The 13,884-nt window shown below is 70.0% G+C and carries 11 protein-coding genes and 1 riboswitch; of the genes, 3 read left to right on the top strand and 8 right to left on the bottom strand.

What is annotated here, in order from left to right:
* Nucleotides 1–2 precede the first annotated feature (2 nt).
* The 5 genes from ACO2RJ_RS02045 to ACO2RJ_RS02065 are packed head-to-tail and all read right to left on the bottom strand — an operon-like array spanning nt 3 to nt 5,232.
* Nucleotides 3–797, bottom strand: coding sequence for an ABC transporter ATP-binding protein (locus ACO2RJ_RS02045; RefSeq protein WP_423268886.1), 795 nt, complete (start codon nt 795–797; stop codon nt 3–5).
* Nucleotides 797–1,792: a FecCD family ABC transporter permease gene (locus ACO2RJ_RS02050; RefSeq protein ID WP_423266349.1), complete on the bottom strand. Its 996-nt coding sequence runs from the start codon at nt 1,790–1,792 to the stop codon at nt 797–799. Before ACO2RJ_RS02050 ends, ACO2RJ_RS02045 begins: the two co-directional genes overlap by 1 nt.
* A complete protein-coding gene (locus tag ACO2RJ_RS02055; protein ID WP_423266350.1) occupies nt 1,789–2,628 on the bottom strand; it encodes an ABC transporter substrate-binding protein in 840 nt (279 codons plus the stop codon). The genes ACO2RJ_RS02050 and ACO2RJ_RS02055 overlap by 4 nt, the downstream gene beginning before the upstream one ends.
* Nucleotides 2,621–3,217 (bottom strand): DUF7676 family protein, encoded by a 597-nt coding sequence (locus tag ACO2RJ_RS02060; protein ID WP_423266351.1) that lies wholly within the window; start codon nt 3,215–3,217, stop codon nt 2,621–2,623. The genes ACO2RJ_RS02055 and ACO2RJ_RS02060 overlap by 8 nt, the downstream gene beginning before the upstream one ends.
* A gap of 59 nt (nt 3,218–3,276) precedes the next feature.
* Complete coding sequence (locus ACO2RJ_RS02065) at nt 3,277–5,232, bottom strand: TonB-dependent receptor plug domain-containing protein (protein ID WP_423266352.1); 1,956 nt, start codon at nt 5,230–5,232, stop codon at nt 3,277–3,279.
* Between the two features lie 194 nt (nt 5,233–5,426).
* A riboswitch (cobalamin riboswitch) is annotated at nt 5,427–5,626 on the bottom strand.
* Nucleotides 5,627–6,440: 814 nt separating this feature from the next.
* On the opposite strand from ACO2RJ_RS02065, the gene nhaA reads away from it, so the two are divergent.
* The 3 genes from nhaA (at nt 6,441) to ACO2RJ_RS02080 (ending at nt 9,848) form a co-directional block, all read left to right on the top strand.
* Nucleotides 6,441–7,640, top strand: a complete 1,200-nt coding sequence (gene nhaA / locus ACO2RJ_RS02070) for a Na+/H+ antiporter NhaA (protein WP_423266353.1) — start codon at nt 6,441–6,443, stop codon at nt 7,638–7,640.
* A 208-nt stretch (nt 7,641–7,848) separates the two neighbouring features.
* A complete protein-coding gene (locus tag ACO2RJ_RS02075; RefSeq protein ID WP_423266354.1) occupies nt 7,849–8,799 on the top strand; it encodes an alpha/beta hydrolase in 951 nt (316 codons plus the stop codon).
* 116 nt (nt 8,800–8,915) lie between these two features.
* Complete coding sequence (locus ACO2RJ_RS02080; protein ID WP_423266355.1) at nt 8,916–9,848, top strand: alpha/beta hydrolase; 933 nt, start codon at nt 8,916–8,918, stop codon at nt 9,846–9,848.
* A 14-nt stretch (nt 9,849–9,862) separates the two neighbouring features.
* On the opposite strand, the gene ACO2RJ_RS02085 is transcribed toward ACO2RJ_RS02080, so the two are convergent.
* The 3 genes from ACO2RJ_RS02085 to ACO2RJ_RS02095 all read right to left on the bottom strand — a co-directional run bounded on the left by ACO2RJ_RS02085 (nt 9,863) and on the right by ACO2RJ_RS02095 (nt 13,864).
* On the bottom strand, nt 9,863–11,350 hold the full coding sequence (locus tag ACO2RJ_RS02085; RefSeq protein WP_423266356.1) for a DEAD/DEAH box helicase: 1,488 nt from the start codon (nt 11,348–11,350) through the stop codon (nt 9,863–9,865).
* A gap of 263 nt (nt 11,351–11,613) precedes the next feature.
* Nucleotides 11,614–12,003, bottom strand: a complete 390-nt coding sequence (locus tag ACO2RJ_RS02090; RefSeq protein ID WP_423266357.1) for a DUF423 domain-containing protein — start codon at nt 12,001–12,003, stop codon at nt 11,614–11,616.
* A 40-nt stretch (nt 12,004–12,043) separates the two neighbouring features.
* On the bottom strand, nt 12,044–13,864 hold the full coding sequence (locus ACO2RJ_RS02095) for an aminopeptidase P family protein (protein WP_423268887.1): 1,821 nt from the start codon (nt 13,862–13,864) through the stop codon (nt 12,044–12,046).
* Nucleotides 13,865–13,884 lie beyond the last annotated feature (20 nt).

Below are 13,884 nucleotides of genomic sequence, written 5' to 3' on the forward strand. Positions count from 1 at the left end.
GTTCATAGGGTCTCTCCCGAAGTTGGATCGATGCGGTGCCACGGGGCGATAAGCGGCTCGCCATGGGAGTCGGCACGAGCGAGCGTCACGCCGTACGCCGCCGCCGCCGCGGCGTCGGTGAGCACCTCCGCCGGCGCGCCGTCCCCGACGACCCGGCCTTGCGCCATCAGCACGAGCCGGTCGCAGAAGCGGCTTGCGAGCGTGAGGTCGTGGAGGACCACGACCACCCCCATGCCCCGGCGCGCGGCTGCGGAGAGGGTCTCCATCACGCCGAGCTGGTGCGCGGGGTCGAGCGCCGCGACCGGCTCGTCCGCGAGCAGCCATTCGCTCTCGACCGCGAAGGCGCGCGCGAGGAGAACGCGTGCGCGCTCGCCACCGGAGAGCGCATGCATCGGGCGCTCGCGAAACCCGTCCGCGTCGGCCGCCCGGATGGCGCGGTCCACCGCCGCGGCGTCACTGGGTAGGACAGCGCGACCAAAGCGACGATGCGGCAGGCGGCCGAGTGCGACGACATGGTCGGCACGGAGTGGCCAGTGCGCCTCCGAGGCCTGCTCGAGATAGGCGAGGCGCTTCGCGAGAGCGCGACGGCCGAGCACTGCGAGCGGACGGCCATCATAGACCACCTCGCCCTCGTCGGGCTCGCGCAAGCCCGCGAGAGCCCGGAACAACGTGGTCTTGCCGGCGCCGTTCGGGCCGATTAGGCCGACGAGCCGTCCGGGCCGCAGGGTCAGCGAGACCCGATCAACGCGTGGCGCTCCGCCGAGCCGAACGGTGAGGTTTTGGGCGGCGATCTCCATCACGCCTCACGCCTCAGCCGCCACAGCAGCGACAGAAAGAACGGCGCGCCGATGAGCGCGGTCACAACGCCGAGCTTCAACTCCGGACGCACTCCGACCAGCCGCACGCCGATGTCGGCGGCGAGAACCAGCGCCGCACCGCCGAGGCCGGAGATCAGCAGCAGCCGTCCGGGCCGTCCGCCGACAAGGGGACGTAGCAGATGCGGGACCACCAGCCCGACGAAGCCGATCGCTCCGGTCGCCGCGACCGATGCGCCGACGGCGAGCGCCGTCCCGACGATGAGCAGCAACCGCACGCGGCCCAGATCGAAGCCGAGGCTCGTCGCTGTGTCCTCGCCGAGCGTCAGTGCGTCGAGCGCCGGGCCGGAGGCGAGGATCATCAACCAGCCGAGGGCGAGCAGCGGCGCCGCGAGCAGGACGTGGTCCATGCTGCGGTCGGCAAGCGATCCCATCAGCCAGAACATCACCTCCATCGCTGCATAGGGGTTCGGCGAGAGATTGAGGGCGAGCGCGGTCAGCGCGCCCGCTAGGCTGTTGATCGCGACGCCCGCGAGGATCAGTGTCATGGTCGCTGAGCCGCGGCCGGCGAGCACGTAGAGCAGCGCGACCGCGAGGCCGGCTCCCAGAACGCCGCCGATCGGCAGCGCTAGCCCGAAGGTCCCCGAGAGGCCAGAGTAGAACGCCATCACCGTGCCGAAGGCGGCTGCGCCCGAGACCCCGATCACGCCCGAGTCGGCGAGAGGATTTCGCAGCAGCCCCTGCATCGCGGCGCCGGCCAGCCCAAGGCTGAACCCGACCAGCGCTCCCATGATGGCTCGCGGCAGCCTCAGCTCCACCAGCACCAGCGAGCCGAGTGAGGTTTTGCCGGCGGCAAGGTCGCCGAGCGCGCCTGGGAGGTCGACCGGCGCGTAACCGATCGCGACGGAAGCGACGAAGGCTGCCGTCAGCAGCGCCGCCAGCGCGCCGGCGAGCGCAGGGTAAGACGGGGCGGTCACCGACCGCCTCCAGCCGCGGCGTCGACCAGGATGTCGTAGGCGTCGGCGATGCTCGGCCCATAGCAGGTCCAGAGCTTCGGCGGGATCTTCACCACGCGCACCCGTTCGCCCAACTGCCCGAGGATTGGATGCTTCAGAATCTCGGTGGCGAGCGCGGGCGGCCCGGCGCGGTCGCCGTCGACGATCAGCAGGTCGACGCCCGCCAGTATGATCGTCTCCAGCGGCAGCTGACCGTAGTTGTCCAGCTTGAGTTCGGCGGCGACGTTCACGAGCCCTGCGCGTCGCATCAGCTCATCGCTGAGCGAGCCGGGACCCGCGGTGAAGCCGTTCGGGCGCAGGACCGCGGCCCGCAACTTCGGCTCGGGGGCGGTCGCCGGGCGCGCCAGCCGGCGATCCAGTTCTACGATCATCGCCTCGCCGCGGTCGGCATGGCCGATCGCGAACGCGAGCCGGCGGATCTCCGTTCTCACCTGGTCGAGCGTCCGCGGCGCGTCGGCGTCGACGACGGGCACGCCGATGCGCTTCAGCACCGAAACGGTCGCGCGCGCGGCGTAGCGACCGGCGAGAACCAGATCGGGCTGCGCCGCCACGACCTCCTCTGCGAGCCCGCGGTTCTGCGGCACGCTCTTCACGAGGTCCGCCACGTTCGATCCGGCCGAGACCGTCGACAGCCAAGTCACCGAGGCGATCTGCGAGGGATCGCCCAGCTGCGCCAGTAACTCGTCGGTGCAGAGGTTGATCGAGACCACGCGCGCCGGAGCCGCGACCGCTGCTGATTCACACCATGGGCCGACGAGCGTCAGCGCGAGGGCGACCGCGAGAAGGCGCTCAGCCATGGGCGAAACCACGCCCCTCCGCGTCGATCGCCTCGGGGTCGCGGCAGAGCCAGCGCTTCGAGATCGCCCGCCAAGTGGCGAGCCGCGAGAAGTCCGGCGTCGCTGAGAGGCTGTCGTCGTCCTCGATGAAGGGGTTGGCGAAGAAGATCGAGATCATGGGCTCGCCGGCCCCGTTCCACATCTCGAAGCCCCAAGTCACCGGCTTGCCGTCGCGCCCGCGACTGCGGAACAGCTGAGCCTTCGAGGGCTTGCGCCGGCGCGTCAGTTCGGGCGCGACGGGAAAACGCTCCGAGCCGCGGTTCTCGCCGATGCACAGGTGGAAGTGCCCGCCATGGCCGAACATGACGGTGAGGTAGCCGTCGAGGAGGCCGATCTTCTCGGGCGCGCCGGGGCAGCGCCACTCATAGGCCGCTCCCTCGATCAGCGGACCGAACCGGATGCCAGCCCAGTGGTTCTCGAACACGTCGCGCAGGAACGCCTCGAGCGTCGGCTCGTCGACGTTCAGCGCCCAGATCTCGCGCCTGACGGCGCCGTTGTCGTCCCGGATGATCTCGGTCGGCTCACGCCGCACGATTGTCTCTTCAGGCATAGCGCTACCCTGATCGTGGAGAGGGGCTGCCGCCGACGACAGGCCGGCGGCCGGCGTCGTCAGAACGAGACCTTGAGACCGCCATAGGCAGTGCGCCCGGGCGTGTTGTAGGTCAGGACCTCCTCGTAATTCTTGTCGAAGAGGTTCTCGACCCGCCCGTAGATCTCGGCGTTCTGGTGCAGCTTGTAGGACGCCGCGAGGCTGATCAGCGTGTAGGCCTTCAATGGAACGCTGGTCCGCGCGAAGGTCGCGGCGTCATAGGCGAGATCGCGCTGTCGGCCGTTGTAGATGACGCCGAGGTTGACGTTCGCCCTGTCATCGAGGAACGCGTAGTTGGCGTTGAAGCTCGCAATGTGCGTGGGTCGGCGCACGAGCGTCGCGCCGGTCGCGTCCTGGCCGTCCGTGAAGGTGTAGGCGCTGCGCAGCGTCAGCCCGTTGATCGGCTTCAGGGTCAAACCGAGTTCGACGCCGTCGATCTTCGACGTGCCGGCGAGGTTGATCGGCCGGTTCACAAAGCCGGTCGGGTCGCCCGGATCGGGGACCGTCTCGCTCGAGATCAGATCCCTCACGCGCTGCTGGAAGTAGGTCGCGTCGATGACGATCCGGTCGTCCCAGATCGGCTGGTCGACACCGACGTCCCAGCCTTCGCCGCGCTCGGGCTTGAGGTCGCTGTTGGGGACGTAATTGCCGGAGAAGCCGAACAGCTCGAAGGTCGTCGGGTTCTTGACGCCGGTGCCCCACGACCCCCTGATCTTGGTCTTCGTCTGGTCGAAGGTGTAGGCGCTCGCGAAGCGATAGGTCGTCGCCTCCTCGAAGCGGTCGTTGAAGTCCCGACGGACGCTGCCGGTGACGAACAACTTCTCGAAGAAACCGATCTGGTATTGGCCGACGAGCGCGGCGTTATCGATGTGCTTGCGGAGCGGGTTCGGGGCGTCGGCCGGGAACGGGAAGGCTGTGAAGCTCTTCACCGCGTCGCGTGTGTGGTCGGCGCCGAAGGTCAGCACATGGCTCGCCGGCAGCGCGCCCTGGGTCTCGAAGCGGACGTTGGTCTGGTAGTCGAACCGCGTCATCTCGCCGAGCGAGGCGTAGGTCTTGAGGTCCGTGCCGGCGAAGCTGCGGCGGTCCTGGTTCGTGTAGGACAGGCCGAGGATGTGGTCCCAGGCGCCGCCGAGCAGCGTCGCCTTGGCCTGCGCGCGGCCGAAGAACTGCTTGCCCTTCTCGGTGTCGCGATTATCGACCGCTGCCGCGAACGGATAGCCGTCCGACGTCGCGCCGAAGCCGTCGCGGTCGGCGTCGAACTCGGTGTAGCGGGCGACGCCCGTGAACTCGAGGGCCTCCGTCGGCCGCACCGAAACCTTCGCGAGCCCCGTTCCGCTCTTATAGCCGTCATGATCCAGCGAACGCGTCGGCACGACGGCGTCGAACCGGCTTGCGGTCGAGACGCCTCGGGTGCTGAAGCCCTGACCGGCGAACAGGAAATCGTAGGCCTCCGTTCCGCCTGACACCGAGGCCGTCCCGGTCATGGTCTTGAAGGAGCCGCCCTCGATGCTGGCGCGGAACCGGGGCGGTCCCGGCTCGCCCTTTCGCGTCACGATGTTGATCACGCCGCCGATCGCGTCCGAGCCGTAGAGCGCGCTCTGCGGTCCCCGCAGCACGTCGACGCGTTCGACTTCCAGGTTGAGGAGGTTGGCGAAATCGAACTCCCCGCTCGTGCCGGGATCGTTCACGCGGATGCCGTCGACGATGACGAGCGTCTGGTTCGCCTCCGATCCGCGGATCCGGACGGCGGTGGCGGCGCCGGCCGGTCCCGTGCGGTTCACCGCGACGCCGGGCAGTTCGCGCAGCACGTCGGAGACGACTCGGATCTGACGCTGCTCCAGCTCCTCTCCGGAGATGGAGGATATGGCGCTTCCGACAGCGGCCTGCGGGCCGTCGACGCGGTTCGCCGTGACGGAGAGTTCTTCGAGCTGCGTGACGTCGGCGTCGGGCGCGGTCTGCGCGTCGGCGTCGGTCATGAGGCAAGCGGACGCGACTGCGAGCGCGGTCAGGCGCGCGCACGTGCCCTGTGAGGGGAGAGAAAGGGTGGACATCGAAACCCCGAGCGGGACGAGTGGCACGTCACCGCGAACTCGAGGTCTTGCCGATCACGCGTGTCGCCACGCCCGACGGTTCGCCCACCATCGGTGCACCCCGCCCGACGCGTTCGCGTGTGACCACACGACTGACGGCAGGTCTCCTGGCTCGCGGGTCGCTGCGGCTCCATCGCCTTCCCAGACCGAAGTGGTCCAGTGGCTGATGACAGAGTCGCTCGCCGCTTACAGTAGCGGGGGCTGCCGCGGCATGAGGTCATGAGACCCGCACCGCGTTCCCTTTTGATCCCCGAGGGGAACCGTCGCGGCGGACGCTATGGCGAGAATGTGGCGGGAGTCAATCGATGACCGATCCGCGTCCCCGTGGACGGCGTCCGACCGTGATCACGTCATCACGTGGATCCAAGGACGCGCGACGTGGGCGACCAACAGAGAGCGAAGTCCACGGTCCCGAAAAGTATCGGACCTCTTCGTCATCTATTTTGACCCAAGAACTTGTAAGCAAGTGACATCCACAGACGTGGTTCAGCAATTCGAGAAAAGCTATTTTCGATGTAACTCAACCCGCCCTCGACCTGCACTCCCGTTAACTTGATGGCCGGGAAAACATAACTCCCATGATCGAAGACGCACCAGAATGGTAGTGATGCCCGCCTGCCGATCCGGACCAAGGGCGCGGGTCAGCTCGTTCTTCTGAATGAGCGGGCGCAGGGTCGACGGAACGACGATCCGCCTCCACCAGCTGTCGCCGCGCCGGATGAGGTAGGGTGTCCTTGCCAGAGGAAGCGCCACGAACCTGCGTCGTTTGTCTCGACGGTTTGTGGCAGGTGCTTGTGGCGATAACCCCTAGATCGTCAAGACATTTACGGTATCTTGGCGCGACGGTGAATGTGATTTAGTTCTCCCGCCGTCCGCACCAGGGTCTCAGGACGACGGCTCCCGCCGCGTCCGAATGCAAGGGCGATGCGATCGCGACCGGGCGCCGTCCGGCCCGTCGCGCAATCTGGCGCCGCACGCGACGGTGAGGGGGCACGTCCGCCCGACGATCCTTCTCCCCAACGTGATCTCGGCTCGAGTTGACCCCGCAGCGAGGAGCCTACCTATGCGGTCGCATCCTCCAACACCGAGCGCCCATGACCCTCGCCCCGCTGCGCCGTCCCATCTCCATGCTCCGCGCGTTCCTCGACGGGGGCGCCGCTGGCGGCCTCGTGCTCATGGCGGCCGCGGCCGCGGCGCTGGCAGTGGCGAACTCGCCGCTCGGGGGGGCCTACGAGGCGGCGCTGCACGCCTATGTCGGGCCCTTGAGCGTCGCGCACTGGATCAATGACGGCCTGATGGCGATCTTCTTCCTGCTCGTCGGACTGGAGATCAAGCGCGAGATGCTGGATGGTCAGCTCTCGACCTGGTCGCGCCGGATCCTGCCGGGCGTGGCCGCGCTCGGGGGCATGGTCGTCCCGGCGCTGATCTACGCCGCGCTCAACTGGGACAACCCGGCGACGCTGCGCGGCTGGGCGATTCCGGCCGCGACCGACATCGCCTTCGCGCTCGGCGTGCTGTCCCTGCTCGGCGACCGCGTTCCGACCTCGCTCAAGATCTTCCTGACCGCGCTCGCGATCATCGACGACCTCGGGGCCGTCATTATCATCGCGCTGTTCTACACAGCCGACCTCTCGACCTACGACCTTGCCGGCGCCGCCGCGGTCGTTGCCGCGCTGGTCGTCATGAACAAGCGCGGGGTCACCGCGCTCGCGCCCTACCTGCTGTTGGGCGCCCTGCTTTGGGTGCTGGTGCTGCGGTCGGGCGTGCACGCCACGCTCGCAGGCGTCGCGCTGGCCCTGGCGATCCCGTTGAAGCCGACGCCGGGCAAGATCGACGACATGGAGCAGTCGCCGCTCCACCGGCTCGAGCACGCCCTTCACGGCTTCGTGCCGTTCGTGGTGATCCCGATCTTCGGTTTCGCCAACGCGGGCGTGTCGTTCGCCGGCATGACCACCGACGCGCTCACCGATCGGCTGACTTTGGGGGTGGCGCTCGGGCTGCTGCTCGGCAAGCTGATCGGCGTGTTCGGCAGCGCGGCGCTCGTGATCAGGCTCGGCTACGCCTGCCTGCCGGCGCGCGCGAGCTGGTCGCAACTTCTCGGGGTGTCGATGCTGTGCGGCATCGGCTTCACCATGAGCCTGTTCATCGGCCTGCTCGCCTTCGCCTCCGACGTCGAGCTGCAGAACGAGGTGAAGGTCGGCATCCTGCTGGGCTCGCTGACTTCGGGCGTCGTCGGTTGGTTGATCCTGCGGGTCTCGAAGCCGGAGCCCGCCCTGAAGCCCTGGCCCGCATGAGCGCCCGCGGCCGCTTCGCCTCATGCTCCCTCACGCCGAACGGCGGCGCGCATGAAGGGATCGTGCGTCAGGCGACGTGCGGATCGCCCGGCCGCTTCGGTCCTCGACATGCGAGCGGTGAGGGCGATGCGCTCCCGCGCCGCGCCAAAGCGCGCGAAACGCGCTATGTCCGCCGAGATCGATCTCCCGCCGTCACCAAGGTCCGAACGTGCCGCGCTTCGCCCGACGCATTCTCGCCGGCTTGTGTCTCGCGCTCGCCGCGGCGGTCCCCGCCGGCGCTCAGGGCGCGGGCGTCGTCGAGCGCAACCAGACGGCGTTCAGTCCGGCGCTTGGCCGGCCGCTCGCGTACAATCTCTTTCGCCCGGCCGAGCCGCCGGCGGAGGGCGCGCGCTGGCCGGTGATCTATCTGCTCGAAGGCCGGCCGAGCGAGTCCGACTGGCTCGACCAGGGCTTCGTCTATGAGGTGATCGACCGCGCGGTCGCCGACGGCGTGATTCCGCCCTCGCTCGTGGTCATTCCCGTCGCGCCGTTCAGCTGGTACGTCGACAATGACGATCCCGGCGGGCAGGGCATGATGAAGACCGCGCTCACGCGCGATCTCGTCGCCGCGATCGACGCCCGCTTTCCCACCGCCGCCTGCCGGGAGGGACGGGCCGTCGGCGGGCTTTCGATGGGCGGCTACGGCGCCGTGACCTTCGCGCTCGCCGATCCCGGCCTCTATGTCGGCGCGATGAGCTTCGCCGGAGCGATCACGCCTCCGATCGAGGCCGGCGACCGCGCGCGGCTGGAGCGCGCGGACGCCTTCTATGACGGCGCGTTCGGGCGTCCGCTCGAGCGCGGCCGGTTCAACGCCTGGAACCCGTTCGTCCTGCTGAGATCGCTTCCGCGCAAGCCGGGGCCGAAGCCGGCGATCTTCCTCGCCATCGGCGATCGCGACCGCGGCGGGCTCCTGCAGAGCCTCACCCGCTTCCATGTGGACCTGTTGCGCGCGGGCGTCGACAGCACGCTGCGGATCGGGCCGGGCGTACATGACTGGGACACGTGGCGCCGGCAGCTCGCCGACGGCCTTGGCTGGCTGGGACCGCGGCTCGATCCCGGGTGCCGGCGCGACGTGGCCAACCGGCCGGGCGACGTTCCGAGCGAGTCTGCGAGCCCGTGACGTTTTCGCGCGGCGACGGATGCTGCGCCGCAGCGCTAGCCTGTCGGGATCGCGCCTGGGCGAGCTTCGCCGCGCTGTCGCGAACCGTCCCGGTCGCCGCAGAACGAGCGTCGCCCATGCGCTTCCGTCGTCTTGCGGCGCTCGCCGCGTCCGCAGTCCTTTGCTCGACCGCTCCCGTCCGGGCCGGCGGCATCGTCGAGCGCGGCCTCGCGGCGCCGAGCCCCGCCCTCGGTCATCCCATCCGCTACAACCTCTATCGGCCGGCGGAGGCGCCGCCCTCGGGGGCGCGCTGGCCGGTGCTCTATCTTCTGCATGGCGGAGGCCCCGGCGAGGCCGACTGGCTCGACGCGGGCAGGCTCGCGGAGACGATGGACGGCGCGATCGCCGCGGGCAAGTTGCCGCCGACTGTCGTCGTCATGCCCTACGCGGGTGACAGCTGGTACGTCGACAACCACGACCGCGGCGGCGCCGGCGCGATGGCGACCGCGCTGACGCGCGATCTCGTCGACGCCGTCGACGCGGCCTTGCCGACCGCCGACTGCCGCCAGGGCAGGGCGGTCGCGGGCCTGTCGACCGGAGGCTACGGCGCTCTGCTGTTCGCGTTCAGCCGGCCGCGGTCCTACGGCGCCGCGATCAGCCTGTCCGGCAGCATCGCCCCGCCGATCGCGCCGCATATGACCGCGCGGATGAGGCGGGCGCAGCGGCTTTACGACGGCGCGTTCGGAACGCCGTTCAAACCGGCCCGCTTCAACGCCTGGAATCTGTTTCTGAAGGCGCCGAGGCTCGGCCTCGGCGGAGCGCCCAAGCCCGCCGTCTATCTGGACGCCGGCGACCGCGATCCCGGCGGGATCGTGCAAGGCGCGACCGAGCTCCATCTGGCGCTGCTCCGCCGGGGCGTCGACAGCACGCTGCGGATCGTCGGCGGACGGCATGAATGGGCGCTGTGGCGGCGCGAGCTCGCGCCCGCGCTCGCCTGGCTCGGGCCGCGTCTCGACCCGACCTGCGGGGCGCCGGTCGCCGCCGCCGCGAAGCGGACGGCGACGAAGTAGGCGCGACGGACGCGTCAGCCGTGTTCGGCGGAGCGCTCGCCGTTCGGGCGGCCGCCGCGGCGGCGCCGGTCAGGCCGGCCGCCGGAAGGCTTCATGAAGGACATCTTCGCGATGTCGCCGTCGGCGCGGACGCCATCGGCGCGACGCGCGTCCGGACGAGGGCCGTCCGCACGGTGACGGCTCGGTCCGGCGCCGGCTCCCGCCCGGCGCTGTTCGCCGTGCGCCTTGCCGTCGCCGCCCTGGCGAGGCGCGCCACGGCCGTTTTCGCCGCGTCCGCCGCCGCCGTTACGCTGGCCGCCATTGTTCGGACGCTGGCCCTGCCGCGCGCCCGCCTTGGAGGCCGCGCCGGCCCCTTCGGGCTCCGCCATGCCAGCCGGCGAACGCCGGTCGCTGGTCGGGATCGACTGCTTGATCAGCCGCTCGATGTCGCGGAGATAGGCGCGCTCGTCATTGGCGACGAGCGTGATGGCGACGCCCTCGGCGCCGGCGCGCGCGGTGCGGCCGATGCGGTGGACATAGGCCTCGGCGACGTTCGGCACGTCGTGGTTCACGACGTGGCTCACGGCGTCGACGTCGATGCCGCGCGCCGCGATGTCGGTCGCGACCAGCACCTTGATGTGGCCGGTCTTGAACGAGCCGAGCGCGCGTTCGCGCTGCGGCTGGCTCTTGTTGCCATGGATCGCCGCGGAATCGATGCCGGCTTCCGCGAGCTGCCGCACGACCTTGTCGGCGCCGTGCTTGGTGCGCGTGAAGACGAGCGCGCGCGTGAGCTCGGGCGAGGACAGGATTTCGGCCAGAACCGCCTTCTTGCCGTTCTGCTCGACGAACACGACGTTCTGCTCGACGCGGTCCGCGGTCTTGGCGACCGGCGTGACGGCGACCGTCTCGGGGTTCGTCAGGAGCGTGTCCGCGAGGTCCTTAATCATCTTCGGCATGGTCGCCGAGAAGAACAGCGTCTGCCGCCGGTGCGGCAGCATCGGCACGATGCGGCGGATGGCGTGGATGAAGCCGAGGTCCAGCATCTGGTCGGCTTCGTCGAGCACGAAATGCTCGACCTGGTCGAGGCGCAGCATCTTGCCGTCGACATGGTCGAGCAGGCGGCCGGGGGTCGCCACGAGAATGTCGACGCCGCCGGACAGCTTGCGGACCTGGGGGCCGGCCGCGACGCCGCCGAACACGACGGCGACGCTGAGGTTCAGGTTCTGGGCGTAGGCGCGGAAGCTCTCCGCGATCTGGCTGGCGAGCTCGCGCGTCGGCGACAGCACGAGCACGCGGCAGCCGCGGCGGGCGGGCTGGCGCGGGTTGGAGACAAGCTTCTCGATGATGGGAAGCGCGAAGGCGGCGGTCTTGCCGGTGCCGGTCTGGGCGATGCCCATCAGGTCCCGGCCGGCGAGCACGGCGGGAATCGCCTGCGCCTGGATCGGGGTGGGGGTCTCGTAGCCTTCCGACGCGAGCGCCTTAAGGACGGGCGCGGAGAGGCCAAGCTCGGTGAAAGTGGTCAAATCTGGGGGTCTTTCAGGTGCAGCCGTGCGGTCGCGCCGAACCCACAAGGGATGCGCGAAGACGGCGGGTGCGTAAAGGACGCGCCCCGCGTGATCTGGGCTGTCAGATGGTCGTTCGTGGCGCTCGGCAGGTCCGGCTAGCCGGTGTCACGCGGCCGAGTCGCAAGAAGATTCATCAAAAATCTTCGAGACTTATGTGCAGCGCAACGCCGCAGAAGTCAAGTTGTGGGCGACCAGCGTGGTGAACGGACGCAGTTCGAGGGTCAGCCGACGTGGCGTCGGGCGGCTCGCAGGCCGCCCCAGACCGCGCCGATCGACAAGGCGATCCAGCCTACGATCAGCAGGGTCCCGCCGGTCGGCGCCGCCATCGGCAAAGGGCTCGCGCCGAAGGCGACCCGCACCAGCAGATCGCCGCAGAAGAGCAGGGCCCCAGCCGCGAGCAGCCAGGCGGGGACGGTCGCGAAGCGGCCGAGCCCCAGCGCTCCGCCGGCCCCGACCGCGCCGAGGATCGCCGCCGCATGCAGCAGAAGAAAGTTCGAGGCCGTCGCGAGCCGCGTGTCGCCTGCGAGATGAGCGGCGGCGGCCGCCGTGGCGACCCCGATCGCGCCGTAGAGGCCCGCGACGGCGACGAGGCTGATGGTGGAGCGTGACATCGTCCAGGGACCTATGGGTTCCGCCACCGAGCGCAACGCGTCACAGCGGCGCGCAGGCGGCGGCCAACCAGGCGCGGGCGCCGGCGTCGAGCAGCGGGCCGATCTCGGCCGCGACGCGCGCGTGATAGGCGTCGAGCCAGGCGCGCTCGGCCTTCGACAGCAAGTCGGTCTCGATCGCTCGGCGGTCGATCGGCGCCAGCGTCAGGGTCTCGAAGCCGCGCATCTCTCTCTCGGCGCCCGGGATGTCGCGGGTTTCGACCAGCAGCAGGTTCTCGGTCCGGATGCCGAAATGGCCCTCGCGGTAATAGCCGGGCTCGTTCGACAGGATCATGCCGGGCTCGAGCGTGGCGGTCCCGAGCTTGGAGATCCGCTGCGGCCCCTCATGCACCGACAGGTAGGAGCCGACGCCGTGGCCGGTGCCGTGGTCGAAGTCGGTCCCGATGTCCCACAGCGGCCGGCGGGCGAAGGCGTCGAGCTGCGCGCCGCTCACGCCCTTCGGAAACACCGCCGTCGCGATGGCGATGTGGCCCTGGAGCACGCGGGTGAAGCGGTCGCGCATCTCCGCGGAGGCTTCGCCGATGACGACCGTGCGGGTGACGTCGGTGGTGCCGTCCTGATACTGGGCGCCGGAATCGATGAGGTAGAACCCGGTCTCGAGCCTGCGGTTGCTGGCGCGCGTCACGCGGTAATGCGGCAAAGCGGCGTTCGGCCCGGCCGCCGAGATCGAGGGGAACGAGACGTCCTTCAACGCCCCGGTCTCGCGCCGGAAGCTTTCCAGCGCCTCGGCGCAGCCGATCTCGTCGAGCGCGCCCTTCGGGGCCTCGGCGTCGAGCCAGGCGAGGAAGCGGCAGAGCGCGACGGCGTCGCGCGTCTGGGCGGCGCGCGCGCCGGCGATTTCGGCCGCGTTCTTGACCGCCTTCAGTCGCGCGATGGGATCCGGCCCGCGCTGGAGCGTGGCGCCGGCTTTTTCGAGCGTGCGGGCGTAGGCGGCCGCTGAGCCCGACGGGTCCAGCCGCACCGTCTTCCTCTGCGCGCCAAGGGCCTGCAGCGCGCTGTCGAGGTCGTGCGGCTCCGCAAGCGACGCCGTCTCGGAGAGGGCGGCGCGGACCGCGTTCGAGAGCTTGCGGCAGTCCAGGATCAGGTCCGGCCGCCCCGCCGCGGGCACGATCGCGAAGCCGAGCGGCAGCGGCGTGTGCGCGACGTCGCCGCCACGAATGTTGAACAGCCATGCGAGACAATGCGCGTCGGTGACGAGCAGCGCGTCGGCCTTCGCCTTTGCGAGCTCCGCCCGCAGACGATCGAGCTTGGACGCCGCGCTTTCGCCGGCGAACGCTTCGTCGTGCGGGACCACCGGCGCGAGCGGCGGAGCCGGTCGGTCCGTCCAGAGCGCGTCGACTGGATTGCCGTCCAGCGCGATCAGTGTAAGGCCGGCGGCCTTCGCCGCGGCCTCGAAGCGCTCGATCCCCTCGAGCGTGTGGATCTCGGGGTCGTAGCCGATCCTCTGGCCCCGCTCGGCGTTCGCCTTCAGCCAGTCCGATGGCGTTTCGTCGGAGATGTTGACCGGCGTGAAGGCGGTCATGTCGACTTGCGTGCGCGCCTGAACGGCGTAGCGCCCGTCGACGAACAAAGCCGCCTTCGTCGGCAGCACGATCACGAAGCCGAAGGAGCCGGTGAAACCCGTCAGCCAGGCGAGCCGCTCGGCCGACGGCGGCAGATACTCGTTCTGGTGCTCGTCGGCGCGCGGCAGCAGGAACCCGTCGAGCCTCCGGGATCGCAGCTCGGCCCGCAGCGCCGCGAGCCGCGGCGCGCCCTGCGAGGGATCGGCGGTCTCGTCGAAGGACTGGAACTTCGCTTCGAACATTGGATTGCGCTCGCCGTCGT

This window comes from Hansschlegelia sp. KR7-227 (genome assembly GCF_049446035.1).
Classification (GTDB): domain Bacteria; phylum Pseudomonadota; class Alphaproteobacteria; order Rhizobiales; family Methylopilaceae; genus Methylopila.